The sequence below is a fragment of the Phytobacter sp. MRY16-398 genome, assembly GCF_003925915.1.
Classification (GTDB): Bacteria; Pseudomonadota; Gammaproteobacteria; order Enterobacterales; family Enterobacteriaceae; genus Phytobacter; species Phytobacter diazotrophicus.
Genome location: NZ_AP018756.1, coordinates 2,964,029 through 2,989,197 on the forward strand (window position 1 = coordinate 2,964,029; position 25,169 = coordinate 2,989,197).

Genomic DNA, 25,169 nt, shown 5'->3' on the forward strand with positions numbered 1-25,169 from the left:
GTCTGCCTGTGGCCTGCGTCGCGCAGGCCTGGCAAGAAAAATCATCCCACAACGACGAACTGAATTTCTTTCGGTGAGCAGCCGTTAATCGGCACGATGTCCTGTGGACAGGCGGACATCACGACCACGCAATCCAGCTCGGCACGAATCTCTACATAATCACCTGCTTTACTGACGGTGGGCAACCAGGAAATAGAATAATCAGGATTTACCGGCGTGTTCATCCATAAATTGAGCGGTTGTGGCACTTCGCGGGCGCGCAGACCAATCGCATTGAGCGCCATACGCATATTATCGGCGCAGCTATCGTGGTACTCCGTAATGCCCATGTTGGTGTAACGGTAGAGATCGCAGGCGGCAATCAGCGTGTCATGCACACCCGGTGAGGTATCGGTCAGCAGCGTCGCGATGGCGCGACGTTGGTTAGTCACCAGCACATCACCCGGCTGCGGGATGATTTTGTCGATAAAAGCACGGGTGTGCTCCATAGAGGCAAATTCGCTGAGATCGCTGCTGTTAAAAAACCATGTATCGCACACCTGGCTGCCAGGGGTGTTGATGATCTTAATCACCTGCCCTTTTTTCAGTAAAACGGCGCGTCCGCAGCGGGGTGGAATGGTATAAAGCTCATTGAATACTGGCGCGCCATCGGCTGAAATTGGCGAGGTTGCCGTCGGGTTGGTCCCCAGCGCATCGCCATTGTCTTTTTCGCAGCAGGTTGGGTAGTGTGCAGTTACAGTCATGATTTAACTCCTTCAAATGATTGGGATAGCTCAGTCAGCGCGCAGGCCAGCGTGCGGGCGCCTGCCGCCAGTGAGCGAGGATCGGTATATTCAGCCGGGTTATGGCTAATGCCTTGATGGCTGGGGACAAAAAGCATACTGGTCGGACAGTGTTCGGCCAGATACATGGCGTCGTGAAACGCACCAGACAGCAGCTCCATATGAGCGATATCCAGCGCATTTCCGGCCGCTTGCAGAGTGTGATTGATACCGGCGTCAAAGGTGACCGGCGCTTTGTTCAATAAAGGCTCGACGGTGACATGTTCACTCGAAAGCGAGCTCATCAGCGCATCGAGCTGTGCCAGTTTTTCCGTCGATGGATGACGAAAATCGAGGGTAAAACGCACGCATGACGGGATGGTGTTGATGGCATTCGGCGTGACCTGCCAGCGGCCAAACGTCAGACGCAACGCGTCATCTGTTGTATCGCCCATTGCCTGCTCAATGTAAACAAGCTGCTCGCGGGCCAGAGTCATCGCATCCTGGCGCAGTGTCATCGGCGTGGTCCCGGCATGGGCCGATACCCCATGGCAGGTAACCTGATACCAGCGCACGCCCTGAATGCCTTTAACAACAGCCAGCGGCAAATTCCGGTTTTCCAGCACCGGGCCTTGCTCGATATGTAACTCCACGAAGCAGGCCATTTCGCGGTCAGGACGCAACGGGATCGACGCAAAACGCGTCTGATGTTGTGCCAGCGCGTCGCGAAACGACACGCCATCCACGCCCATCACGCCAAGATGATCGGACAATCTCGCAGGGTCGACGAAGGCGCTGGAGCCCATAGCTCCCGGCGCGAAGCGGCTGCCCTCTTCGTTGGTCCAGATAACCACTTCGATCGGACGCCCGGTGATAACCTGCGCGTCATTGAGCGCTTTCAGGCACACCAGCCCGGCTATCACACCGTAACAACCGTCGTAGTTGCCACCGGATGGCTGCGTATCGATATGGCTGCCGGTGACGACGGGTGAAACGGCTAATCGTCCCGGACGGCGGAAGAATAAATTGGCGGCGGCGTCGCGGTAGACTTCGCAACCGAGTTCGCAGGCGAGATCAATAATCCACGCCCGTGCATCCAGTTCCACCTCGCTCAGCGCCTGACGATCCACGCCGCCATTCGCTAACTTGCCAAATTCCGCCAGTTGCGCCAGCAACTGATTCAGCCACGCCTCGTCAACCTGGCGGGCGACCCGTAAGCTCGTTTCCATCATGGTAATTTCTCCAGCTCTTCGGGTTGTAGCGGCCTGCGAAACAGCGGTGCGAGGAAGCTTTTCAGGCGCTCGCTTTTCGGCTGTGTGAACATCTGGCGCGGTGTACCGCTTTCAATAATGTGACCATCGGCCATGAACACCAGCCGTGACGAGATATGGGCGGCAAACGCCATCTCATGGGTGACCATCACCATGGTCATGCCCTGTCCGGCAAGGCTTCGGATAACGTCCAGCACCTCTTCTACACGTTCCGGGTCGAGCGCCGAGGTGGGCTCATCAAGCAGCAAGAGTTCCGGGTTCAGGGCCAGTGCGCGGGCAATGCCTACCCGCTGTTGCTGACCCCCGGACAACCTCACCGGCCAGTCATCGGTTTTTTGCGCCATCCCGACGCGTCCCAGCGCAGCCATTGCCGCCGCTTTTGCCGCCTGGCGTGGCATCTTTTTGCCCAGCACCAGCGGTGCGGCGACATTCTCCAGCACCGTCATATGCGGCCAGAGATTAAACTGCTGGAACACCATCGACAGTGGCCTGCGCACGTCGGCAATCAGGCTGGCGCTGTCGACATGCGCGGGGCCACGCTGTGTCCCGGAATAACCGAGCAACTGCCCTTTAATCAGCACGTCGCCTTTGTCATAGGCTTCGAGAAAATTCATGCAACGCAGCGCGGTCGTTTTCCCGGAACCGGACGGGCCAATCAGGGTGACTATCTCACCGTGATCGACGCGTAAATTGATGTCATTCAGCACTACATGGTTTGCGAATGACTTGCCTACATGGCGCATTTCGAGCACCGGCGCAGAGGTATTGCTCACGTTATTCTCCGGTTCGTAGTACATGACTCAGTGTTCTTACGCTCAGGCTGACCCCCTGGGCCAGCAGCCAGTAGCTGATGATCAGCAGGGTGTAAGGCAGGATATAGCTGTAGGTATTGGCCACAATCTGACTCGTCGTCATGGTCAATTCCGGGACGGTAATAATTGACGCGATGGCGCTCTCTTTAATGGTCAGAATGAACTGATTACCCAACAGCGGTAGCGCAAAACGAACGGCCTGCGGCATCTGGATATGCCAGAAGCAGCGACGCGTAGAGATAGTGTTGGCGAGTGCCGCTTCGCGCTGCCCCGGCGGGATGCTGTTCCACGCGGTGCGAAAAATTTCACTGAAATAGGCAGCGCTATACAGCGTCAGCGACAGCAGCGTGGCCTCCGTCGCGCTCAGCATGATGCCGACAGACGGCAGGCCAAAGTAAATGACGGCAAGCTGCGCCAGAAACGGTGTGCCACGGATAGCCCAGACGTAAACGCGCCACAGGCGAAACATCAGGCCGCGCCTGCCACAGAGCCCGTTGATGGCAAACCCCAACAACATGCCACCGAACGCGGCACACAGGCTTAGCCACAGCGTTACCCCCAGCGCCTGAACGTAGGCAGGCAGGTATTGTGCGAGTTCAGTCATCGTTGTTCCCTCTGCCAGTAGCGTTCCGCCTGGCGGCCCAACAGCGCCAGCAGGCTGGTCAGCAGTAAGTAGACCAGGGCGACGGCCAGATAGACCTGCAACGGCTGGTAGGTGGACGACGCCAGTTGCTGCCCCACACGCATCAGGTCGGTCAGCGCAATCACCGACACCACCGCCGAGGCTTTGATCACATCAATCAGTTCGGAAATCAGCGACGGCAGCGTTGTCCGGATAACCTGCGGCACCTGAATACGCCATAAAATCTGTCGGGGACTCAGCCCGCAAATGGCGGCGGCTTCCAGTTGGCCGGGGTGAATACTGGCGAAACCACTTTTAAGAATTTGCGATTGCCAGGCGGCTGTGTTCAGCGTTAAGGCCAGCGCGGCGGCCACAAAGCCGGGAATGTTGAGACCCAACTGCGACGGCAAATAAAAGCAGAGCAGCAACTGCACCAGCACCGGGGTTCCCCGGAACAGACTGACCCATCCATGGGCCGTCATACGGTAAATGCGTAACGGGCTTGTCGACATCTGCCATACCCCAATACCCACCAGAAAACCGGCGACCATCGCCGTCAGGCACAGCGCCGCTGTCATGAGCGCCCCTTGCGCCAGCATGGGAAGCCAGTGGATAAAGCGCGTTATGAAATCCGTCATTGTTGACTGCTCACAGTGCCGGTTCAGGCATTTCTGTCGCCGGAACGGTCATCGTGAAGCCGAACCATTTCTGTTGCAGTTCCTTCATGGTGCCATCGCGGTTGGCTTCGATAATCCCGTCGCTGATAAGCTTGACCAGGGAGGCGCTGTCGGCATCTTTACGCCCTACCCAACCAAAGAAGGTTTGTGGCCCGATCATCTCCGGGAGCGTGGCAAACACGCCGGGACGGGTTTTGATTAACGGCCCCAGGTTTGAGAGCGACTGGGCAACGCCATCAAGTCGGCGAGACGCCAGGTCAGCATAGGCTTCATCAAACGCCACATACTGTTTGATCTCTTTAATGCCTGGTTTGCCGCTCGCGCGCAGCGCCTGGTCAAAGGATTGCAGCACCTGCAACTGACCGGAACCGGCCTGTGAACCCACGACTTTGCCGCTCAGGTCATCCGGGGTTTTGATGGCGTCGTCTCCCGCCCTTTTGAGCAGAGCAACGGTGGATTCCGCCACCGGTGCGGTAAAGCCGAAGTGTTCAATACGCTGTTTATTGACGGTAACGGCAGTGACCACGAAATCGAATTTCTTCGCATCCAGCCCTGGCAGGATGCCCTGGAAAGGCAGATCCAGTTGTTTCACCTTCACGCCCGGCAATGCTTTCGCAAGAATATGGTTCATCAGGTCAACGTCGTAGCCGACGATCTTTCCGTTATCGACATACTCAAAGGGGGCGTATCGCGCTTCCGTGGCAACGGAGATCTCTTTGGCCTCTTTAATTCTTTCAAGCAGATCGGCGCTAAACGCCTGGGCGCAAAAAAGGCTGGCGGATACCAGTGTCAGACAGGCAGGTAAAGTCAAACGGGTCAGTGTCATGGCGTGCTCTCTGAAAGTAATTTGAACATCAGTAAAGTTACTTGAACAATATTAGAGAGGCATGAAACATGCCAACTTAGTCAGTGGCAATGATTAATTTCATAGGGTTTTGAAAAGTAAGCGATATCTTGCAAGGGAGTGTGACAGATGCGATCCCTGTCGTCTGTCAGGGATCGGCGTGTGCACATTTGGTGTGCACGGGCATGGTGCTTTTGCTGCTTAAAAAGAGTGCAATGCGCGTTATCGATAACGTGAAATCAGCCCGGCTGACGGTGTGATTTTTCCCGTAACGCCAGCGCTTCATGGCGCTGTATGAAATCATTTTTGAGCTGGCTGTAGCGCTCAGACAGGTTTCCACTGTGTTCTGCCGCCTCGCGTTTTACCCTTTCGTATTCCTGAGCGATATCGCTATGCTGGCGCAAATAATCACGAAATGCCAGATGTCGTACCGTGTGCTGGCTGCCCAGCTCAAAGGCGTGAAGATGATGGGTTCGTTGATTCTCGCCTTTTACAAAATAGCGCCTGCCCGCAATACCATACTCACCTCGCGGCGTGTAACCCGCCTGGCGCAGGGTGTCGTTATGTTTATCCAGCAGATGTAGCGAGGTCACTTCCAGCAGGATGTCGATGATGGGTTTTGCCGCAAGGCCGGGAACAGCCGTACTGCCAATATGGTGGATAGCGACAGGTATGTCTGATAACACGCGTTGTAATAATAACGCTTCTTTCTGATAGCGCTCGGGTCAGGAGGCATCACTTTGCTCGATAGAAATACGGCGTCCGGCCATCTTGTTCCCCTTAAGAGATTCGACGTTTACTGCCTGATGGTGAAGACCGGGTTGCTGGTCTTTCAGGCTGAATATTCATTGCTCTCCGCGCTGGCGGTAGAGACAATCCAGTCGCGGAATTTGCGACTCATTTTTTGGAGCAGCGCCGATTCGTCATAGACCAGATAATAGGCCAGCAGCGAATCAATGGCGACGCGCAACGGATTGATCAACAGCCCTTTTTTCAATTCATCACGAATAAGGGTGCTTCGAATAAGCGCAATGCCTTTCCCGGCAATCGCCGCTTCCAGTACGCCATTGGAATCAACAAATACCGGCCCTTTTTCCTCAATGGCATGCGCGATACCGGCCGCCTTAAACCAGACGGCCCAGTCCATGCGATGCTCATCATGCAGCAATGTGAATTGGGTCAGGTCCAGCAGCGAGGTAAGTGTTTGTCCATCGGGAATAAGCCCCGGACTGCATACCGGAAGAAGACGATCGTTAATCAGGCACTCCGCCTCCAGGCCCGGATAGTGCCCGGAACCGTGTCTGATAGCAAAATCAATCCCTTCGGTTAACAAATCCACCTGACGATTCGTGGTACTGATTTGCACCTCAACGCCTGGATTCTGCTTCTCAAACGCTGGCAGGCGCGGCAGCAGCCATTGAATAGCAAAGCCGCTGGTACAACTGACGGTAATGCTATTTTGCTTCTCTTCGTCCAGCAGACGCTGCGTCGCTTCGGATATCTGGTCAAAGGCCGGACGGATAGCGCGTAAATAAATGCGCCCTTCTGTTGTCAATTCCAGCGCCCGCGCGCCTCGAATGAACAAGCGTGAATGCAGCATCTCTTCGAGTTTGGATACTTGTTGGCTCACGGCACTGGGGGTAACGCATAACTCTTCAGCGGCCCGCTTAACACTCATGTGTCTTGCCGCAGATTCAAAGCACATAAGCGCATGTAAAGGTGGCAATTTCATCGTCGCCTCGATTCCATGATTTAGGAAAACTTAATTATAGAAGAAATCCTTGCTTGTCATGCCTCTGGCTAACGTTTTAGTTTTTCTGCCACCTTCTGATGAAACAAACAGGTATCACATGCGCCCTTCTGATTACGCAAGACTCTTCCTGCTGGCTGCCATTTGGGGGGCCAGTTTCCTGTTTATGCGCATTGCCGCACCCGAATTCGGCGCCGTCACGACCGCTTTTCTTCGCGTATTGTTGGGCGTTATCGGTCTTGCCGCCATCCTGGTCATGATGAAATCCCCCTTTCGTTTTGAGCAAAAATTTGGCGTGGCACTGCTACTCGGGGTGATGAATTCTGGCCTGCCTTTTCTGATGTATTGCCTGGCGGCAACGCGCTTACCGGCGGGCTATTCTGCGATCCTCAATGCCACCACCCCCTTGATGGGGGCGTTGATCGGCTGCTTCTTTTTTGGCGAGACGCTGACACTACGTAAATGGGGAGGCGTGGTTTCAGGGATTGTCGGCATCATGATCATCACGACGACAGGTAAAACAGACGTGACCGCCAGCGTTGTCACAGGCGTTATCGCCTGCCTTGTCGCCACAGCCTGTTACGGACTGGCCGGTTTTCTGACGCGCCGCTGGATAAGCCAGCGCGGCGGGCTGGATCCGAAAATGGTCGCCTTCGGCAGCCAGCTCGGCGCCACGCTGTTTCTCTTGCCCTTCTTTGCCTGGTCAGTCGGTCGCGGCCCTGCCATTGGCTGGCTACAGGGCAATGTCTGGGCAAGCGTTATCGCGCTTGGACTCATTTGCACCGCGGTGGCCTACATTCTCTATTTCCGGCTGATTGCCGATATTGGCCCGCTGCGCTCATTAACGGTCACTTTTTTAATCCCCCCTTTTGCCGTGTTGTGGGGCTACCTCGTACTGGGGGAAACCCTGAGTGAGGGTTTTGGCATCGGGGCACTGATCGTCTGTCTTGCGGTCTGGATGATTGTCAGCCCTGGCAAAAGCGCCACGCAGTAACGTTTCAGGCTTTATCGACAGGCGCTAAGCAGGTACGGAAAAACGCATGTGCTTTTTCCGTCAATGCCGCCGATTGGGTAATATTTTTCCATACGCTGTTATGCCCGGCATTCGGGACAATAAAGAGCGTTTTCCAGAGCGCCTCCATTGCGGCATTATGCAATTTCGCAGGGATTTCTTGTGGTATGACTTCATCGCGCTCTGCGGCGACAATCAGTATCTTCCCTCTGAAACCGGCAAGCAGCGGCCAGCCATCCGAGTCCTGCCAGCTCTTCTCCTGGCGGATTATCTGTGAAAAGGCCGGGCCGAAGTTTACCGTTGCGGCCACGGGGGTATAGACACCGGGCACGAGAAGAATAAGCGAGCGTAAATCCACCCGCGCACTGAGCTGTATAGCGTTATACGCCCCCATACTGGAGCCAAGACAGCCGGTGAGCGGCACATTGAGGTGCGCGATGACCGCCAGCGCCTGCCGGGTGCGGCTGTCCAGCGAGGACTCACTCATCGAACCTGTCGATGCGCCATGTCCGAGGCAGTCAAAGGCGGTGGTCCCGTAGCCCATTTCATCGAGTAGCTGGCGGTAATGGGCGAAGACCTCCCGGTCTTTCGAACCGCCGTGAATCATTAATACGTGACCATTGCTGCCATAAGAGGAGTCGCCACGCAGGGTGTGCCCGGCAAAGGGAACGTCAAAATACTCTCTGTTTATCATTTGTTTGTGCCTGGATAGGTGAGAACGTCAGGCCGAGGCCGCAGCGAATAAGCCCGGCGTGGTGCCAAAGTGTGCGCGGAAGTGTTTTATCAGATGGCTTTGATCGAAGAAACCGACATCGCTGGCGACCTGCGATGCGCTTATCCCACGGGAAAGCAGCCCTTTTGCTCTGACCAGGCGAATCTGCGTCAGATACTGGTGCACTGACAAACCGGTCATGGCCTGGAAGGTACGCATAAAATAGAACTCGCTTAAGCCCGCGACGGTCGCAATCTCTTTCACGGTCAGCGTCTGCGCGTAACTGCTATGCAGAAATTCAATGGCTTTGCGGATGTCGGCGCGCATCACATCCTGACGTGCACCTTTGACTGTCCGTTCACCATAATTGCCGATGAGAATATTGAGTATCTGGTACATCACGCACGCTTTTTCCAGCGGGTCATCACTGGCATTGAGCACCTGGGCGGCATGCAGCATTCGCCGGGCAATCCGCGGGTCGTGTCGCATGCCCTCGGTACCAAAATTGACGTCTCCTCGCCCTTTCAGCACGGTTTCTGCGACGTCATTGATCAGGCTTTGCGACGGATAAAACGCGCAATAATCCCAGCCTTCATCGCGCTGCACCGCCTCCCCGGTATGCACTTCGCCTGGCATAATCACCATTACCGTTCCCGCCGCCGCGATCCCTTTTTGTCGGCATATTCGGGTGCGCTGGGCACCACGGGCAAACGCCGCAATCACAAACTCGTCATGGAAATGCGGCGGATAACTGTGCTCATAACATGAGGCCCGCAGGATCTCCATTCCTCCGTGCAGTTCATTATCACGCCACAACTTGATGTCATCCCGTCTGTTTTGCGTCACGTCTTCGTTCTCCAGCCCGCTCTACCGCCATTTTTTATAAATGCGCAGGATTTTACTATCGCGATTTTTCAGGATCCTTAAGATTGCACATTCGGACAAGAAAGAAAGGGAAAAGTGATGTTGATGAAGAGTGACGCCATGCGCAAGGATGACCCTACAGCCCTGTTTCGTGGCGGTGTTGCCGCTTGCCTGCCAACCATCCCCGGCTACTGGAGTATCGGTTTCGCCGCCGGTGCTATCGGCACGTTGTCCGGGTTTACCGTCTGGCAAACGGCGTTTCTGGCGACCGCGCTCTATACCGGCTCGGCCCAGTTTTTGTTTTACTCGCTCTGGGCTGCGGGGGCAGAAATGGCTTCGGTGGTGCTGAGCGTGTTCCTGGTGAATCTACGCTACCTGCTGATGAGCTCGGCAATGAGCGTGTTCTTTCGCGAGCAGACAACGCTGCAGAAAATCGTGAGTGGCTTACTGTTGACCGATGAAACCTTCGGCGTGGCGGTTCAGCGCGGCGGCCATCAGGGAACGGTGCCCTTTGCCTGGATGTTTGGGCTTAACCTGGCCGCGTGGCTGAACTGGATCCTCGCCTGTGTGGTGGGCGGATGCCTGGCCTCGGCGCTGCCACCTGCATTAATGGAAGGATTAAGTTTCAGTCTGGTATCGATGTTTATCGGTCTGGTGCTGATGATTTGGTTTGCCAGTCGGCAGAAAAAACTCGAAACGTTCAGCGTGGCAATAGCGGTACTCGTTACGCTCTTTGCCGCCGGTCATATGGAGTTAAGTGTCATTGTGATTGTCGCCGCTTCTCTGTCGGCAACACTGGCTACGGTATTGTTACGCGTGACGCAGAAAGGAGCGAAATAAGATGGAGCGAAATATTTTACTGACGATTGCGATCGCGGCCCTGGTGACGGCGCTGATGCGCACGGTGCCGATTTTACTGCTTTCCCGCTTTCGTCTGGCTCCGGTCGTTCAGCAGTGGCTGGGGTTTATTCCCGCCGCCATTATGGCTGCCATTATTGCGGCGGAACTTATCGAGAAACCGGCCCTGACCAGCAACGGAATAAGCATATCGTTACTGGCGGCTGCGATCGCCGCCATTACCGGGATTATCACGCGTGGGCTTTTTGCCACCGTTATTGCCGGGATGGTAGCCTACTCAGGCCTGCGCTATTTTTTCGGCCTGTAGTCACAGACTGATGCTGTAACGGACGACATCGCCCAGTTCCGCAACCTGATCATACAGTTTTCGGGCTGGGTTGTTCGTCCGGGTCACCCAGTAGAGTTTTGCCCAGCCGCTTTTTTCACCCTCCTGACGAATTGCCTCAATCAGCGCTCGCCCCGCACCGCGACCGCGCAGTTGTGCATCCACATAAAGGTCTTCCAGATAACAGATGGGCTTCGTGACCCAGGTACCCTCATGCATAACGCACAGGGCAAAACCCACCAGTTGCCCATCCATAACGGCGACACGGCATAACAGTGTGGATTCGGGGGAATGAATGCGCGCCCAGGTGGCGCGCGTAACGGCCTCACTTAGCGTGCTGCCCGCAAAATCAAGATAGCCCTGCCACAGCACAGACCACATAGCATAATCGTCGGGTCTGGCCTCGCGTACTTCCACGTCCATTTTTTATCCTTTTGAAATATCACGCGAGGAGCGATAGTACGCCTGTTTTTCCCTGCAAGACAGTTCAGTTTTCCGGTAGCAGGCGTTGGCATACGTCACGTACAAACGTCCGTAACCAACGGTGCGCCGGGTCGCCTTCTGTTCGGGGGTGCCACAGTAGCGATACGGTGATCCCGCGTGTTTTCACCGGCAGTTCGAATACCGACAGATCGGCGACCGCCGACCGATGAATGAGAAACGAAGCCGGAACCAGCGCCACCAAATCCGTCGCCCGGGCCACAGCCAGCGCAGCGGGAAAACCGGGAACGAGGGCTGCCACTTTGCGCGTAAGGCCGACCTCTGCCAGTGCGTCATCCACCGGGCCGGAAAGTGTTCCCCGGCGCGAGGCCACGACATGCTTCCATTCACTGTAATGTGACATTGTCACTTCTTTAAGCTGGGCCAGCGGATGCCCTTTTCGCACCACGCCGACGAACCTGTCGCGAAACAGCGCCTGGACGCGGATCTCCGGCCCCATCTCACCGAGCACGCCAATCTCAAGATCCACCAGCCCTTCACGTAAAGGATGCGGCGTTTTCTCCGGCTTTGCGGCAAAACGCAGAGTGATACCCGGTGCAATGGCCGCGGCTTCGGCAACCAGTGCCGGGCCGAACACTTCCACAAAGCCGTCGTTGGCACGCAGGGTAAAAAGCTGTTCATGGGTGCTGATGTTCAGCTCGGTCTGTGCCGGGCGCAGTAACGCGCGGGTTTCGAAAACCGCGTTTTGCGTACGCGCGCGGATCCTTTCGGCATAGGGCGTTAACACCATGTTGCGCCCCGCCCGCACCAGTAAGGGATCGCCGGTGGTCTCCCGCAGGCGACCGAGCGTGCGGCTCATCGCCGAGGCACTTAGCCCCAGATGGCGTGCCGCACCCGCAACACTTTTTTCAGCAAGCAGAACGTCCAGTGCAAACAGAAGGTTCAGATCGGGTTCGGTCATCATATGTCCTGTATTGAGATAAGGCGTTTGGTGCAGGTTATAAGTGCAAATGCTGCGTCTTCCGCCCTGTATATCCAGTCATTATAGTGACCTCTCGCATCTATTTCGCAGAGGTTTTTTATGCATTTGTTCTCTGACCAGCCGGGTGATGAAGGACTGCCGGGACACGAACGCCGTCTGGCGATGGTGGCGGTAATGACCAGCACCACGATGGCTGTTTTTGACGGCTCGATGGTCAATATCGCCCTGCCACAAATTGCCCGTGTGCTTGAGGTTTCCTCCGGCGATGCGGTGTGGGTTGCCAATGGTTATCTGTTATCCGCCGCCATGACGCTGGCCATTTTCGCCGCACTGGCTCCCCGGACGGGCTTTCGTGCCCTCTTTGCCGCCGGGATAAGCCTTTTTACGCTGGCGTCTCTGGGCTGTGCGCTGTCGACCTCACTGGAGATGCTGGTGGCGATGCGACTGTTGCAGGGCATTGGCGGTGCCGCGACATTAAGTATTGCGCCTGCCATTTTGCGCTCCATTTTCCCTGGCCGTTTACTGGGGCGGATCCTGGGGATCCACGCCCTGCTCATCGCCGCCAATACGGCCATCGCCCCGGTGATCGGCGGTGCCTTACTCTCCTCCCTCGGCTGGCAATGGTTGTTCGCGATAAATCTCCCTTTTGGTGTCATCGCCCTGTTACTGACGCTGCGCGTGGTGCCTGTCCATCGCGGTATCATTCGCGGGCGCTTTGATGTTGCTGGCGCCCTCTTTTCAGCCATCATGCTGGGGGCCGTGATCATGGCCTCAAACGCCTTCTCGCGGCCCGGTGAAGCCGGAGGCTCGCTATTAACCCCGGCGATCTACGGGCTTGTTGCCGTTATCTCGGGTATCGCTTTTGTTTACCGTCAGCGCCGGGCGGCACAACCTTTACTGCCACTTACGCTTTTTGCCTCTGCCCGCTTCTCTCTGGCCGCCTTAACTTCGCTCGCGTCGTTCGTCAGCCAGGGGATGACCTTCGTTGCGCTGCCGTTTCTGTTTCAGAGCGTTTATGGCTATAGCGCGTTTACCTCTGCGCTGCTTTTTACCGCCTGGCCCGTCGGGATTGTGCTGGTTGCTCCCCACGCCGGACGGCTGGCCGATCGCTATGCCCCGGCCGTTATCTCCACTGTTGGATTATGCCTCTTTGGCGTCGGGCTCCTGTTGTTAGCGCTGTTGCCGGAAAACGCGCCGGTGTGGGATATCCGCCTGCGTGGTCTGGTGTGTGGGATAGGGTTTGGTTGTTTTCAAAGCCCCAATAACCGGGAGATGCTGGCCAGCGCCTCCCGGGAACACAGCAGCTATGCGTCGGGTATTCTGGCTATCATGCGCACGTTTGGTCAGTGTCTGGGGGCGGCTTTTATTGGCGTGATTTTGTCAGTTTACGCGCCGTCAGGCACGCTGGCCCAGGAGGCGTTCGCGGTACGTCTGGGGTTGTGGCTGGCGGCGGGCGCGACGCTGCTGGCGATCGTGGTGAGCGTCAGTCGTTTAAAAACCCGGCCCGTAATGTAAGTCAGACCTGAAATGCCGTTCGCAGAAGAGGCTGAACGGCATTTTTGATGCTCAGTCTGTTGCGGTATTACACTGCTCAGGTCTCTGGATAAAACTCTCAAGTGCACGTTTTTGCTTCCCTTTGCTATCGAAATTCTCCCGGTTAAGCCAGGCTTCGAGCGCTGCACGCAGCGGAGGCCATTCACTGTCGATAATGGATAGCCAGTCGGTATCGCGATTGCGCTGCTTGCGGGTCATCACCTGGCGAAAACGGCCTTCAAACGTGAACCCGATGCGCTCAGCGGCGCGTCGTGAAGCGATATTCGTTGAGTCGCAGCGCCATGCCACCCGGCGATAACCCAGCGCGAAGGCCTGGCTCAGCAATAAATAGAGCGCTTCTGTACCCATCACGTTGCGTTGCATCAGCGGGGACCAGGTCACATGGCCGATTTCAATGGCCCCGTTAACGGTATCAATCGCACTCCAGCACACCACGCCGCAGGCACGATTATCGGTATAGTTGATGACGGCATATGGCACCAGGCTGTCATCCGCAATTTTGTGAGCGATCCAGGCAGCCATCTCTTCGCGCGTCTGTGGTTTATTTGCGCCCAGCCATGTCCAGTCCCGATCATCTTCTGCCAGCGAAAAAGCCTGGAAAAGCGCATCGCAATGGTTTGAGTCGAGGGGCGCTAACTGGCAGTACTGGCCGGTAAGCGCGACGCGTGCAGGTTTGGCAACGGGTTGCCAGTCTGGCAGCGCAAAACCGACCTGCTGACCGTACTGGTTAATTTGCGTGGTGTTCGTCATCAGTGACATCCTTGATTAAGCGACAGATTTTTACCCTATCTTTCATTTTTTTATCGCGGCGTGCATTAACGATTACGGCATACTGTTAATAATGGCGCAATATTGCTCGATGATTATGTCGCCCTTCTGATGCCGGGTCTGGAGAACATCACGTGAGATATTACCCCCTTTTGCGACTTGCGCTTGTGTTAAGCATACTGGTGCCAGTGGTTAGCCTTGCCGTTTTACCCGTCGGGCCGCAGGTCGGCGATCAGGATTTATCCCCGTTTTACCGCTGGAATAGTGCGCTCCCCGATAAACCCGGCGTTATGCTGCGTGAAGAGCCCATGAAACACCAGCCGGAGATCGCTGCGGCACAATCGCGGCGCATCCTCTATACCTCCCGCGACGTGCGCTGGGATGCCGGTATTGTCCCCGTGAGCGGGACGCTCTATTTTCCGCAAGGCAGAGCGCCATCAGGCGGCTGGCCGCTGGTTGCCTGGGCACACGGCACATTGGGTGTCGCTGACACCTGCGCCCCCTCCTGGACAGGACATGCACCGCGCGACGCGAGCTACATCAATAAATGGTTACAACAGGGGGTTGCCGTCGTCGCAACGGATTATCAGGGGCTTGGCGGGCCGGGGCCGCACCCTTATCTGATTTGGCAAGCCGAAGGACGCTCTGTGCTTGATAGCGTCCGCGCGGCGTTGCAGGCCCACCCGCAGCAGCTCGCTAATCGCCTTGTGATAACCGGACAATCACAAGGCTCGGGGGCCTCACTGGGTGCAAGCTATATTGCCCCGGGCTACGCGCCGGAACTCAAACTACTGGCGACCATTGCCACCGGTCTGGTGGCGACATTCCCTGACGGCCCCGTTGCGGCGGGTGACGGGCGAATTCATGGCACACCACCCCGCCTGGAAATGTTACGCCTGATCGGAGGTTCGCTGGCGGATGATGCGCCAGCGCCTGAATCGCTGGTGACAGACAACGGGGCAAAGCTGCTGGCACGGGCCAGGGTTTCTTGCATGCCTGAACTCGGGCATGTTCAACGCCGCCTGCACCTGAATGCCAACAATGCGTTTATTGGCGGCAGCGAGCGTATCACCTCTGTGTTAAAACCCGTCACGGATATGCCATCAGCACGCTTTCCCGCGCCGCTGTTTCTGGCGACCGGTCTGGCGGATCGCACGCTGTCGCCCTATCACCAGTATGCCGCCGTGGCGGCACTGTGCGCGGCAGGTAACCCGCTTGAATGGAAAACCTATCAGGGCATCACCCATAACGGCATTGTGAATACCGCGTTTGCAGATGAACTCACCTTTGTTCAGGCCGTGCTGGCGGGTAAACCACGACCGGACAGTTGTGGGACGTTGGTTGTACCGGGCAAGGCCCAGCCCGCACTAAAGGATATCTTGTATAACAACTGATTTTTTAAGCGCCGCCGTTTCTCAGAGAATGGCGGCGCTCTACAATACGGCCCCAACTGGTAACACCCTAAAAAGGATGCCTTATGTTTTTACGCGTAACGACGGAAGTCACTGAGCAAGAACAAAACGAGTTACTGGACGGTTTACGGGAGTTTAATCGTCCCTTTCTCCGCAATCGTGAATGGGGACCTGTTGGCGTCTTTTGTCGTGATGTAAACGGTAAAATGACCGGCGGATTGATTGGCACGTGTAAAAGCGAATGGCTGTGTATCAGCTATTTATGGGTTAGCGAAACCCTGCGCGGTAGCGGGCTGGGTACAGAACTGATAAAGGCCGCAGAGAAAGAAGCGGTAAAACAGGGTTGCCAGCAATCACTGGTGGATACGTTCAGCTTTCAGGCATTAGCGTTTTACCAAAAGCAGGGTTATGTACTGCAGATGACGCTGGATGACTTTCCGGAAAAAGGCATCCAGCGCCATTACCTCACCAAGACGCTGGCCAGCCTGTAATCTTTAGAGGGCCTCCGGGTTGGCAAGCGCCCGGTCCCTGCCCTGAATTTTTGCCATATACAGCGCCTTATCTGCCCCCTCTTTCAGGCGATTCGCGTCATCTTCATTACCGCTGCCGATCAGGGAAAAACAGCCCGCACTGATGGTGACGACTTTGTTTGTCGCCCCCGATTCGACGTGCGGAATTCTTGCGCTGCGCACCGCCGTCACCGCCTGACGAGCAACAAACAGCGCGGCTTCTGGCCCGGTATCCGGCAAAATGATCGCAAACTCTTCGCCCCCGTATCGGGCAATCAAATCGGAATTACGCAGTTTGAGCTTCTGGATGACTTCGCCCACCGCGCGCAGGCAGTTATCGCCCGCCACATGGCCATAGAAGTCGTTATAGCGTTTAAAAAAGTCGATATCGAGCATCACCAGTGAAACCGGCTTTTTACTCAATGAAGAGGCTTTCAGGCTTTGGCTCAAAAACAGATCGAACTGACGGCGGTTGGCAAGCCCGGTTAAACCGTCGGCCAGCGCCATCAGTTGCAACGTGTGGTTGATGCTGGTCAGCTCATCACGCAGTTCCGCCAGTTCGGTCTGATTACGCACATTCATTCGCACCTGGCGAAAAACGATAATTCCCATGAGTAAGGTGCCGAGCAGCAACATGGCATTAAGCACCAGGTCCGGCAAACTGTCCTTGAGCCAGCGTGACCAGAGTGCCGGTTTGTCATAACCGGCGGCCACGACCAGCGGATAACGTTCAAGGCGCGCAAAGCCATAGATGCGCTCGACGTGATCCAGCGCCGAAACCCAGGTTGCATTACCGCGATCTTTTTTCGCCAGTTCACGGGTAAAGAGCGGGCTCGCTGAAAGGTTGCGATTAATGACATCATCCGGGAAAGGACGGACATACAGCGCCGTACCGTCAGTGATCATTAAGGCCAGCAGATCCCGGTTTTCCAGTTCGAAATAGCTATAAAAGTGACGGAAGTAATCTACCCGGATGGTGGCGAGTACTACGCCAGCAAAACCGCCTGCGGAATCGCTGATGCGCATGGATACGGGAATCACCAGATCGCCTGTTGAACGGCTCGAAATTACCCGTCCGATATGAATGTTGTTATGCCCGTTACGCTGATGATAGTTAAAATATTCGCGGTCGCTGCTGTTGGTGACCATCGGGAGCCGGCCAAGCGCCGTGGCTTTCATGTTTCCCTGCGCATCATAGATGAACAATCCGTGCAGTTGTGGCAAGCGCTCTTTCAGCTCAGCTAACAGCACATCGAAGCGACCGGCATTCAATGTCGAAATACTGTCTGCCGGTATGGTCCGGCGAATATCACGCAGCGCCAGCTCTGTTTGTAAAACGGTATCTTCTGCCTGACGCGCCTGGGAAACGGACAAGTTGATAGCATTACGTTCCATATCCTCTACGGCACGATTCCAGGAGCGGGTCAGCGTCCAGCTACTGGTCATCACCCCCGCCAGTAATAATGCGGTCATGAAAAAAGTGATGCTACGTCCAAGGGAGGAATCCAGAGCCAGTGCGCCTGAAATATGTTTATTGATGTTCATTTTTTCCCCGTGCTTCACATCCCGTTCTTTAAGTTAAGCATGAAAATACGATGATTTATAAGCAAAATCATGTTGCGCTAAGGATGAACTGAGATATCTCGCGCTATCATCAGCGAGTGAAGTGTCTTTTTATAATGAAATAAAACCTGTTAGATGACGTTATTAAAAGGATATATCCGGCGCTGCTTCACGTTGGCTATTCAGCCATGAAGATGACACTGGCGACATAAAAACGAGAATGACCTGATCGTATTCTCCCATCTCTTTATGTCGCCCCCCGCTTAACGTTTTATGCGCTGCGGCCAGTTAATAGATGAGACACCGTTGAGTATCGGGCGGGCAAACAGGAAACCCTGAAAACGCTCAATCCCGGCGGCTTCCAGCCAGCACCACTCTTCCACTTTCTCCACGCCTTCGGCCACTACGGTAATTTGCATCTCAGCACAGCAATCGATAATCGCTTTGACGATAGCCTGCTTCGGGCCGTGCATATGGATATCGGTGACGATGCTGCGGTCAATCTTGAGTTTGTCCGGCTGAAACTTGGCAAGCAGAGACAATCCTGCAAACCCGGAACCAAAATCGTCGATCGCCAGGCCAATTCCCGCCGCACGTAACTGACGAATAGCGGAGGTAAATTCGTCATAGCTGGAAATCATCTCATCCTCTGTCACCTCAACAATGACCTGCTCAGGATCGAGTTGATTGCGTTTAATGTGATCCAACAAAATGTTCACGGCGCCGGGTATCTTTACCAGTGACATCGGCAACAAGTTGATGGCCACCTTGTGATTTCCAATCCCCAGACGGCGCGCCATCGCCAGTGCCCAGCCTTTTGACGCCAGGTCCGCCTCGTGCAATTTATGTTCGGGAATGGTTGAAAAATAGTCCTGCGGGCTTCCACCATCCGGCCCACGGATTAACGCTTCGAGTGAGGATATATTGCCGCGCGCGGGGTCAACAATGGGCTGAAACGCAAACTGACGGGGTTGATTATGTAGTATGGGAACGTTCGCCAGCTCAAACGGCGGAAGTGTGGTATTCAATCGCCAGCGTTCAGCGGGGTAATTTAAAACGTGTTTTGACGGAAGCGGTGACGCGACAAAATTGCGAATAAATTTATAGACGCGATCATTGCGCGCAAGGTGGTATTTTAATCTGCCAAATTTAATCACCATGCGCAGTACTGCGCTCGGTCTGGTATTTCTCAGGTCAAACAGTACCAGCCCCTGGTCAAGGAAGCGGCGATGTGGCGCAAAATCACGCATCAGCTCTACGACGTGTGCATGACGAACATCTTTGTTGATACGTTCAAAAACCGCGTTGACTGCAGAGATGGGGCCTTCCAGTACCTGTAAAAACTGTCTGCCATCAAACAGCAACACACCCGTCACCTGCAGTGCCGTATTCCGTAGGCTTGCCTGCTGTACAAGCCCAGCCAGTTGCGAAGGATCCAACGCATAATTAAGCCGGCTACGATAGATCAAAGTCGCTAACACTGAGTACTTCCCTCAAAAAAATATCCACACAAAAACTGCATGAATAGACGCAATGGTAATAGTGTAACAAGGAAGCTCAAATTCCGTTCACTGATTAAAGCCTTTTCTGTGCCTGTTATCGTGGACTAGCCCACCCACCTTGAGAAACTGCCTAACCTACAGATAAACATTTTAACCGCTCACCAGCAGACTTTTAGCTACACTTTAGTATGTACTATATATCCACCAGAAGATTTTGATCTGATAATGACAAAAATATTACGGTTTTGCGAATATATTAGTCTGCTATGTTAATGTTTCTATTTTTGATCGCTTATTTTCTATGCTTTCCTGTATTTCCCGCCTTTAATTTGCATTAAGTCTTGTTTTTCATCCTGGTGAAAAACATCATGACATTTTTCTTTTGCAAAATCATAACAATATTTAAATAAATTACCGTAAGCATGGCTTAAAAAATATTTATCGCAGCTACTTTCAGTTGTATGGCTGTTCGTGGAAAATGTGCAAGTAATAACAAAAAAACTCTCTGTCGGGTTAATAAAAAAAACACCTTCACCGACAGAAAAAATCCTGTTTATTGTACGCAGTTTATTGTGGGGTTATTTATGAAGCGTAACACTCCTGTTACACAGAGAGAGTATTTGCTTAACGAAGGTACGACACTGCTTTCGACAACGAATACGCATAGCCATATAACTTATGCAAACACAGCATTTATAGACGCCAGCGGATTTACTGAGGACCAACTTGTCGGTGAACCTCACAATCTTATTCGTCACCCGGATATGCCCCCCGCCGCGTTTGGCGATCTGTGGTTTACCATTCAGCAAGGCGATAGCTGGACCGGCATGGTGAAAAACCGCCGTCAGAATGGCGACCATTATTGGGTTCGTGCAAACGTCACCCCTGTTTATCAACAAGGGCAACTTACTGGTTATATTTCAGTGCGTAATATTCCAGCGCGCGAGGAAATTACCGCCAGTGAAAAACTTTACCAGTTAGTCAATGATAATAAATTAGGCGGACATCGTTTTTATAAAGGCCTGGTAGTACGACGTGGCCTGCTCTCTTTTTTATCCATTTTCCAGCGCATGAGTGTAACGCGGCGGGCTAACTTTGGCCTTTTTATCGCCGCCGCATTATTCGTGGCGATGCAATTTGCCCCCTTTAATCTGGTAGAAAAAGTCGGTACGACAATCGGAATAATGGCCCTGTTGTCGGTTTATTTACAGGCGCAAATTTGTCGTCCGTTGAAAGTTATCCTCTCCCAGATGCAAAAAGTGGTCTCCGGGCGTAAAGCCGATTATCGCCATTTTAATCGCGTGGATGAAATTGGTTTACTGATGCGCCTGGTCAATCAGTCAGGCCTTAACCTCAATTCACTGGTCGGTGATGTCTCCGCGCAGATCAATGGCATTCGTGACATTAGCCTGCGCATTAGCGAAGAAGGCGAGTCCCTGCAAAAACGCACAGAAGAAACCTCTGCGGACCTGCACCAGACTGCCGCCGCCGTTGAGGAGATTGCCAGCGCGGTAAGGCAGACCGCTGAAACCGCCGCTGAGGCGATGACCCGCGCAGATGAAACCAGCGTCAGTGCGACAAACAGCGGCGCCATCATGAAGAAAACAATCTCGATGATGCAGGCCGTTTCCCAGGATAACAGCAAAATCGTCGATATCATCGGCGTGATTGACAGCATCGCCTTCCAGACGAATATTCTGGCGCTGAACGCCGCGGTAGAAGCGGCGCGAGCAGGCGAATCAGGGCGTGGTTTTGCGGTTGTTGCGGCGGAAGTTCGCAACCTGGCACAGCACTCAGCCTCGGCAGCGCGGGAGATTCAGGCACTTATCGAACAGAACGTGGCGAATGTCAAAAACGGCGTTGAGATGGTGGAAAACACCGAAACCCACCTGACGGCGATGATTGATAACGTCATGACGATGTCGACGATGATCAAAGAGATTGGCACCGCAACGCATGAACAGACGCAGGCCCTGGAGCTTATCAATAAATCCGTTTCCCGCGTCGGGGTGATGACGCACAACAACACCAGTATGGTGGAAAACGTGACCAGTGCGGCAGAAAATCTCTCTGAGCGCGCAGCGCGTCTGCATCGCGCCGTGCATGTGTTCGGGAGTAGCGAAGGCTAATTATTTCATGACCATGCTATAGTCAGTGTCTCACTATGCTGACGCGCAAGGTTACCCATGTTCGCTTTGGTCAGAAGGTTGTGTTTGGTTATTGCCGCCGTCACGGCGACATCTGCCGGGGCCAGTTTGCAACCCCCGGCAGGTTACCAGCAACCACCGCAACACCATGCTGCTTCCCGTTTTACCTGCCCTTCATTTCCGGCCCCCTTTACCGGGGCATTAGATTTCACCAGTAAATATGAGGGGTCGGACAGCGCTCGCGCCACGCTGAATCCACAAGCCGACCAGGCATTCCATGAGCAGACAAAGGCGATCACTGAACTTGAAAAAGTGGTCAGCCAGGTCGTGACGGGATTCGCCCGCGATGGCAACCCGGCGCGGGCAGATTGCGTGGTCAATGGCCTGGATGCCTGGGCGCGTGCCGGCGCATTAACCGCTGTTGCCAAAAACCACACCGGGAAATCGATGCGAAAGTGGGCACTGGCAACGCTCTCATCGTCCTGGCTGCGGTTGAAATTCTCCCCTGCGCATCCGTTAGACCGACAGCAGCAAAAAGCAGCCGACGTTGAACACTGGCTCAGTCATCTGGCCGATTTGACCGTGGCGGACTGGCGTGACCTGCCATTAAAACGCGTTAACAACCACAGCTACTGGGCGGCCTGGGCGATTATGGCGACGGCGATTGTCACCGACCGACGCGATCTCTTTGACCAGTCGCTGGCGATGTACCGCACCGCCGCAAACCAGGTGGATAGCGAGGGTTTCTTACCCAATGAACTGCGCCGCAAGCAGCGCGCTTTTTCCTATCACAACTATGCCATTCAGCCGCTGGTGATGATTGCCCTGTTCGCGCGCAGTAATGGTGTTGAGGTGACGGCGGAAAATGATAACGCGTTGCAGCGACTGGCCCGGCGCATTTTGTCCGGGTTCGACAATCCGGATGTGTTCACCCGTAAGACCGGTATCCCCCAGGACAGCGCTTTTACTCAGCAGGCCTCCAGCATTGCCTGGCTTGAGGGCTGGTGTGCGCTGCAAACCTGCGATGCCCGGACAAATCAGCGAATTTCCGCCCTGCGCCCGCTGCACAGCACCCGACTGGGCGGCGATCTGAGCTGGCTTTTTGCCGCCCATTAACCGCAGCCGGACTGTTCCGAAAGCGGACATCGATCATTGCACTCGCTGGCGGATTAGGGGACCATCACTTTTGCGGCTACCCTGTAGTCGCACTGGATCAGGTTATATTTCGCCCAGTCATCGCGCCGGGCTTGTCCTTGAAACATCAACTGGATTAAGGAGTAAGCATGAAATCGAACCGTCAGGCACGTCATATTATGGGGCTGGATTACAAAGTCTCTAATATCAGGAAAGTGGTGAATAAGGACGATCAGGAAGTGACCGTGACGCACCGTTCTGGTCGTCATCGTCGCGTTGAATAACGTACATTTCCCCTTTCATGCCGCCCCGCCCGGGGTGGCATTACACCTCGTAAAATTCATCTCCCAAATCGCGTGAACAAGAAGTATTTACCATATGTATGCTTTATACTGGCGCGCGCCGCTGTACCCGCGCGAACAGGCATTCGCGCCGGAATCGTCGACTTAGGAGCTGTAAAATGCATACGAAGCATAATAAAAACCGATCGCTGTATATTCCCTATGCCGGGCCTGTATTACTTGAGTTCCCGCTACTCAATAAAGGCAGCGCATTTAGTGTAGAAGAGAGAAGCCACTTCAACCTGCTGGGGCTGTTGCCAGCCGTGGTGGAAACCATTGAAGAACAGGCTGAACGCGCCTGGTTACAGTACCAGGGCTTTAAGACGGATATCGACAAGCACATTTACCTGCGAAATATCCAGGACACCAACGAAACCCTCTTTTATCGTCTGGTCGAGAACCATCTCGATGAGATGATGCCGGTCATTTATACCCCGACCGTAGGCTGGGCGTGTGAACGTTTCTCGGAAATCTACCGTCGCGCGCGCGGTGTGTTTATCTCCTTGCAAGACCGCGGCAGTATGGATGACATACTGCAAAATGTGCCGAACCATAACATCAAAGTGATTGTGGTCACTGACGGTGAACGTATTCTCGGCCTGGGTGACCAGGGTATCGGCGGTATGGGCATTCCTATTGGTAAACTCTCCCTTTATACCTCGTGTGGTGGTATCAGTCCGGCCTACACACTGCCCGTGGTTCTGGATGTCGGTACCAACAATCAGCAGTTGCTTAACGACCCGCTATATATGGGCTCGCGCCATCCGCGCATTACCGGCGATGAGTACACCGCGTTTGTTGATGAATTTATCCAGGCGGTGAAACATCGCTGGCCGAATGTGCTGCTGCAATTCGAAGATTTTGCCCAGAAAAACGCGATGCCATTGCTTAATCGCTACCGCAATGAAATCTGCTGCTTCAATGATGATATTCAGGGAACCGCCGCCGTGACGGTCGGTACGCTGATCGCAGCCAGCCGCGCGGCGGGTAGCCAGCTCAGCAACCAGAAGATTGTCTTCCTCGGCGCGGGTTCTGCCGGGTGCGGTATTGCCGAGCAGATTATTGCCCAGACCCAGCGTGAAGGGTTAAGCGAAGCCGATGCCCGTCAGAAAGTCTACATGGTGGATCGCTTTGGCCTGCTCACCGACCAGATGCCGAACCTGCTGCCGTTCCAGAACAAGCTGGTACAAAAGCGCGAAAATCTGCAGAACTGGGATGCGCAGACCGATGCGCTGTCGCTGCTCGACGTAGTGCGTAACGTTAAGCCGGATATTCTGATTGGTGTTTCCGGCCAGCCGGGGCTGTTTACGGAAGAGATCATCCGTGAAATGCACAAGCATTGCCCGCGTCCGATCGTCATGCCGTTGTCAAACCCGACCTCGCGCGTTGAGGCGACACCGCAGGACATTATCAGTTGGACGAACGGTATGGCGCTGGTCGCCACAGGTAGCCCATTCACGCCGGTAACCTGGAACGAGAAAACCTGGCCTATTGCACAGTGCAACAACTCCTATATCTTCCCGGGTATTGGTCTGGGTGTGATTGCCTCCGGCGCATCGCGCATTACCGACGATATGCTGATGTCCGCCAGTGAGACACTGGCGAAATACTCTCCGCTGGTCATTAACGGTGAAGGATTGGTCTTACCGGAGCTGAAAGATATCCATATCGTTTCCCGCGCAATCGCCTTCGCGGTGGCAAAAGTCGCCCAACAAGAAGGTGTTGCTGTGAAAACGTCCGAAGAGGCGCTGTTGCAGGCAATTGACGATAACTTCTGGTTGCCGGAATATCGCAACTATCGTCGAACCTCTATCTGATGACTCACCCGGCAGCGCGATGTTGCCGGGTTTCTTTCCTTTTATCCGCCGCTATTTTTGTTTTTTCCGGCACTACGACCTGTTCACAAGATGCACTGAGTCATGACGGGAAATGCGTTTCTTCGGCCGTCACGATGCCTTCGAAAGCGCTTAATTCCATCAATCGGCTATGGATCCAGTAACGGGAAAATTCAATGCCCAGCGCCGCCTTGAGGTAGTCGCATTGGGCGAAGAGAGTGAGGGCGTCCTGTTGAAAAAGCGGTAGCAGTGGCGCGTTATTGAGAATATCCGGCAGCTCGGTATCGTTAACCTGTTCCAGACCATACAGCATACCGATCAGTACTGTCGCCATAACCAGATAGGGATTAGCATCGGCGCCGGCCAGTCGATAGTAATCATTGTGCATGATGACTGGGCTCCTGAGCGCAGGTTTACCGGCATAAAAAAACTGTAAATGCCCATGACGCCGATGCTGGCATCCTCGGTAAAAC

Annotated in this window: 25 protein-coding genes and 1 pseudogene; 10 read left to right on the top strand and 16 right to left on the bottom strand. The window is 54.5% G+C overall.

What is annotated here, in order from left to right; genetic code table 11:
• Positions 1 to 41 precede the first annotated feature (41 nt).
• The 8 genes and pseudogenes from MRY16398_RS14620 to gcvA form a co-directional block, all read right to left on the bottom strand.
• Positions 42 to 743 carry a DUF1989 domain-containing protein gene (locus MRY16398_RS14620; RefSeq protein ID WP_071194197.1) on the bottom strand — a complete coding sequence of 234 codons (702 nt, stop codon included), beginning with the start codon at positions 741 to 743 and terminating at the stop codon, positions 42 to 44.
• Positions 740 to 1,993 (bottom strand): M20 family metallo-hydrolase, encoded by a 1,254-nt coding sequence (locus MRY16398_RS14625; protein ID WP_125124677.1) that lies wholly within the window; start codon positions 1,991 to 1,993, stop codon positions 740 to 742. The genes MRY16398_RS14620 and MRY16398_RS14625 overlap by 4 nt, the downstream gene beginning before the upstream one ends.
• The gene (locus MRY16398_RS14630; RefSeq protein ID WP_071194195.1) at positions 1,990 to 2,829 is read right to left on the bottom strand and encodes an amino acid ABC transporter ATP-binding protein; all 840 of its coding nucleotides are present in this window, start codon (positions 2,827 to 2,829) and stop codon (positions 1,990 to 1,992) included. Before MRY16398_RS14630 ends, MRY16398_RS14625 begins: the two co-directional genes overlap by 4 nt.
• Positions 2,807 to 3,448 carry an amino acid ABC transporter permease gene (locus tag MRY16398_RS14635; protein ID WP_039079028.1) on the bottom strand — a complete coding sequence of 214 codons (642 nt, stop codon included), beginning with the start codon at positions 3,446 to 3,448 and terminating at the stop codon, positions 2,807 to 2,809. Before MRY16398_RS14635 ends, MRY16398_RS14630 begins: the two co-directional genes overlap by 23 nt.
• A complete protein-coding gene (locus tag MRY16398_RS14640; protein ID WP_125124678.1) occupies positions 3,445 to 4,104 on the bottom strand; it encodes an amino acid ABC transporter permease in 660 nt (219 codons plus the stop codon). Before MRY16398_RS14640 ends, MRY16398_RS14635 begins: the two co-directional genes overlap by 4 nt.
• 10 nt (positions 4,105 to 4,114) lie before the next feature.
• Entirely contained in the window at positions 4,115 to 4,969 is an 855-nt protein-coding gene (locus tag MRY16398_RS14645; RefSeq protein WP_125124679.1) for a transporter substrate-binding domain-containing protein, read from the bottom strand.
• A gap of 257 nt (positions 4,970 to 5,226) precedes the next feature.
• Positions 5,227 to 5,700 (bottom strand): annotated as a pseudogene (locus MRY16398_RS14650) (GrpB family protein); the annotation flags it as partial.
• 119 nt (positions 5,701 to 5,819) lie between these two features.
• The gene (gcvA, locus tag MRY16398_RS14655) at positions 5,820 to 6,719 is read right to left on the bottom strand and encodes a transcriptional regulator GcvA (RefSeq protein WP_039079032.1); all 900 of its coding nucleotides are present in this window, start codon (positions 6,717 to 6,719) and stop codon (positions 5,820 to 5,822) included.
• A gap of 118 nt (positions 6,720 to 6,837) precedes the next feature.
• Between gcvA and MRY16398_RS14660 the strand changes: the two genes are divergently transcribed.
• A complete protein-coding gene (locus tag MRY16398_RS14660; RefSeq protein WP_039079033.1) occupies positions 6,838 to 7,731 on the top strand; it encodes a DMT family transporter in 894 nt (297 codons plus the stop codon).
• A 4-nt stretch (positions 7,732 to 7,735) separates the two neighbouring features.
• Here the strand turns inward: MRY16398_RS14660 and MRY16398_RS14665 are convergent, their stop codons facing one another.
• Both MRY16398_RS14665 and MRY16398_RS14670 read right to left on the bottom strand, forming a co-directional pair.
• Entirely contained in the window at positions 7,736 to 8,443 is a 708-nt protein-coding gene (locus MRY16398_RS14665; protein ID WP_125124680.1) for an alpha/beta fold hydrolase, read from the bottom strand.
• Between the two features lie 27 nt (positions 8,444 to 8,470).
• Positions 8,471 to 9,307 carry an AraC family transcriptional regulator gene (locus MRY16398_RS14670; protein WP_039079034.1) on the bottom strand — a complete coding sequence of 279 codons (837 nt, stop codon included), beginning with the start codon at positions 9,305 to 9,307 and terminating at the stop codon, positions 8,471 to 8,473.
• Between the two features lie 117 nt (positions 9,308 to 9,424).
• Between MRY16398_RS14670 and MRY16398_RS14675 the strand changes: the two genes are divergently transcribed.
• Positions 9,425 to 10,165 carry an AzlC family ABC transporter permease gene (locus MRY16398_RS14675; RefSeq protein ID WP_052249251.1) on the top strand — a complete coding sequence of 247 codons (741 nt, stop codon included), beginning with the start codon at positions 9,425 to 9,427 and terminating at the stop codon, positions 10,163 to 10,165.
• Between the two features lies 1 nt (position 10,166).
• Positions 10,167 to 10,490, top strand: a complete 324-nt coding sequence (locus tag MRY16398_RS14680; RefSeq protein WP_039079035.1) for an AzlD domain-containing protein — start codon at positions 10,167 to 10,169, stop codon at positions 10,488 to 10,490.
• On the opposite strand, the gene MRY16398_RS14685 is transcribed toward MRY16398_RS14680, so the two are convergent.
• Together MRY16398_RS14685 and MRY16398_RS14690 are read right to left on the bottom strand one after the other, a co-directional pair.
• Positions 10,491 to 10,931, bottom strand: a complete 441-nt coding sequence (locus MRY16398_RS14685; RefSeq protein ID WP_079497435.1) for a GNAT family N-acetyltransferase — start codon at positions 10,929 to 10,931, stop codon at positions 10,491 to 10,493.
• A 64-nt stretch (positions 10,932 to 10,995) separates the two neighbouring features.
• Positions 10,996 to 11,910 carry a LysR family transcriptional regulator gene (locus MRY16398_RS14690; protein WP_125125679.1) on the bottom strand — a complete coding sequence of 305 codons (915 nt, stop codon included), beginning with the start codon at positions 11,908 to 11,910 and terminating at the stop codon, positions 10,996 to 10,998.
• Between the two features lie 120 nt (positions 11,911 to 12,030).
• Here MRY16398_RS14690 and MRY16398_RS14695 point away from each other — a divergent pair, with 120 nt between their 5' ends.
• Positions 12,031 to 13,446, top strand: coding sequence for an MFS transporter (locus MRY16398_RS14695; RefSeq protein ID WP_125124681.1), 1,416 nt, complete (start codon positions 12,031 to 12,033; stop codon positions 13,444 to 13,446).
• A gap of 51 nt (positions 13,447 to 13,497) precedes the next feature.
• Here the strand turns inward: MRY16398_RS14695 and MRY16398_RS14700 are convergent, their stop codons facing one another.
• Positions 13,498 to 14,235: a GNAT family N-acetyltransferase gene (locus MRY16398_RS14700; RefSeq protein WP_125124682.1), complete on the bottom strand. Its 738-nt coding sequence runs from the start codon at positions 14,233 to 14,235 to the stop codon at positions 13,498 to 13,500.
• 152 nt (positions 14,236 to 14,387) lie between these two features.
• Here MRY16398_RS14700 and MRY16398_RS14705 point away from each other — a divergent pair, with 152 nt between their 5' ends.
• Both MRY16398_RS14705 and MRY16398_RS14710 read left to right on the top strand, forming a co-directional pair.
• The gene (locus MRY16398_RS14705; protein WP_232034332.1) at positions 14,388 to 15,647 is read left to right on the top strand and encodes a lipase family protein; all 1,260 of its coding nucleotides are present in this window, start codon (positions 14,388 to 14,390) and stop codon (positions 15,645 to 15,647) included.
• Positions 15,648 to 15,730: 83 nt separating this feature from the next.
• Positions 15,731 to 16,156 carry a GNAT family N-acetyltransferase gene (locus MRY16398_RS14710; protein WP_071194184.1) on the top strand — a complete coding sequence of 142 codons (426 nt, stop codon included), beginning with the start codon at positions 15,731 to 15,733 and terminating at the stop codon, positions 16,154 to 16,156.
• Positions 16,157 to 16,159: 3 nt separating this feature from the next.
• Here MRY16398_RS14710 and MRY16398_RS14715 read toward each other — a convergent pair whose 3' ends face one another.
• Positions 16,160 to 17,719, bottom strand: coding sequence for a sensor domain-containing diguanylate cyclase (locus tag MRY16398_RS14715; RefSeq protein ID WP_079497440.1), 1,560 nt, complete (start codon positions 17,717 to 17,719; stop codon positions 16,160 to 16,162).
• A 281-nt stretch (positions 17,720 to 18,000) separates the two neighbouring features.
• On the bottom strand, positions 18,001 to 19,218 hold the full coding sequence (locus MRY16398_RS14720; protein WP_125124683.1) for a diguanylate phosphodiesterase: 1,218 nt from the start codon (positions 19,216 to 19,218) through the stop codon (positions 18,001 to 18,003).
• Positions 19,219 to 19,823: 605 nt separating this feature from the next.
• Between MRY16398_RS14720 and MRY16398_RS14725 the strand changes: the two genes are divergently transcribed.
• The 4 genes from MRY16398_RS14725 (at position 19,824) to MRY16398_RS14740 (ending at position 24,678) form a co-directional block, all read left to right on the top strand.
• Positions 19,824 to 21,368, top strand: coding sequence for a methyl-accepting chemotaxis protein (locus tag MRY16398_RS14725; protein WP_039079154.1), 1,545 nt, complete (start codon positions 19,824 to 19,826; stop codon positions 21,366 to 21,368).
• Positions 21,369 to 21,452: 84 nt separating this feature from the next.
• Complete coding sequence (locus MRY16398_RS14730) at positions 21,453 to 22,502, top strand: mannuronate-specific alginate lyase (protein ID WP_232034333.1); 1,050 nt, start codon at positions 21,453 to 21,455, stop codon at positions 22,500 to 22,502.
• 167 nt (positions 22,503 to 22,669) lie between these two features.
• Positions 22,670 to 22,804 (top strand): stationary-phase-induced ribosome-associated protein, encoded by a 135-nt coding sequence (sra, locus tag MRY16398_RS14735; RefSeq protein WP_039079045.1) that lies wholly within the window; start codon positions 22,670 to 22,672, stop codon positions 22,802 to 22,804.
• A gap of 176 nt (positions 22,805 to 22,980) precedes the next feature.
• The gene (locus tag MRY16398_RS14740; RefSeq protein WP_039079046.1) at positions 22,981 to 24,678 is read left to right on the top strand and encodes an NAD-dependent malic enzyme; all 1,698 of its coding nucleotides are present in this window, start codon (positions 22,981 to 22,983) and stop codon (positions 24,676 to 24,678) included.
• Between the two features lie 100 nt (positions 24,679 to 24,778).
• Here the strand turns inward: MRY16398_RS14740 and MRY16398_RS14745 are convergent, their stop codons facing one another.
• On the bottom strand, positions 24,779 to 25,084 hold the full coding sequence (locus MRY16398_RS14745) for a glutamine synthetase (RefSeq protein ID WP_232034334.1): 306 nt from the start codon (positions 25,082 to 25,084) through the stop codon (positions 24,779 to 24,781).
• Between the last annotated feature and the right edge of the window lie 85 nt (positions 25,085 to 25,169).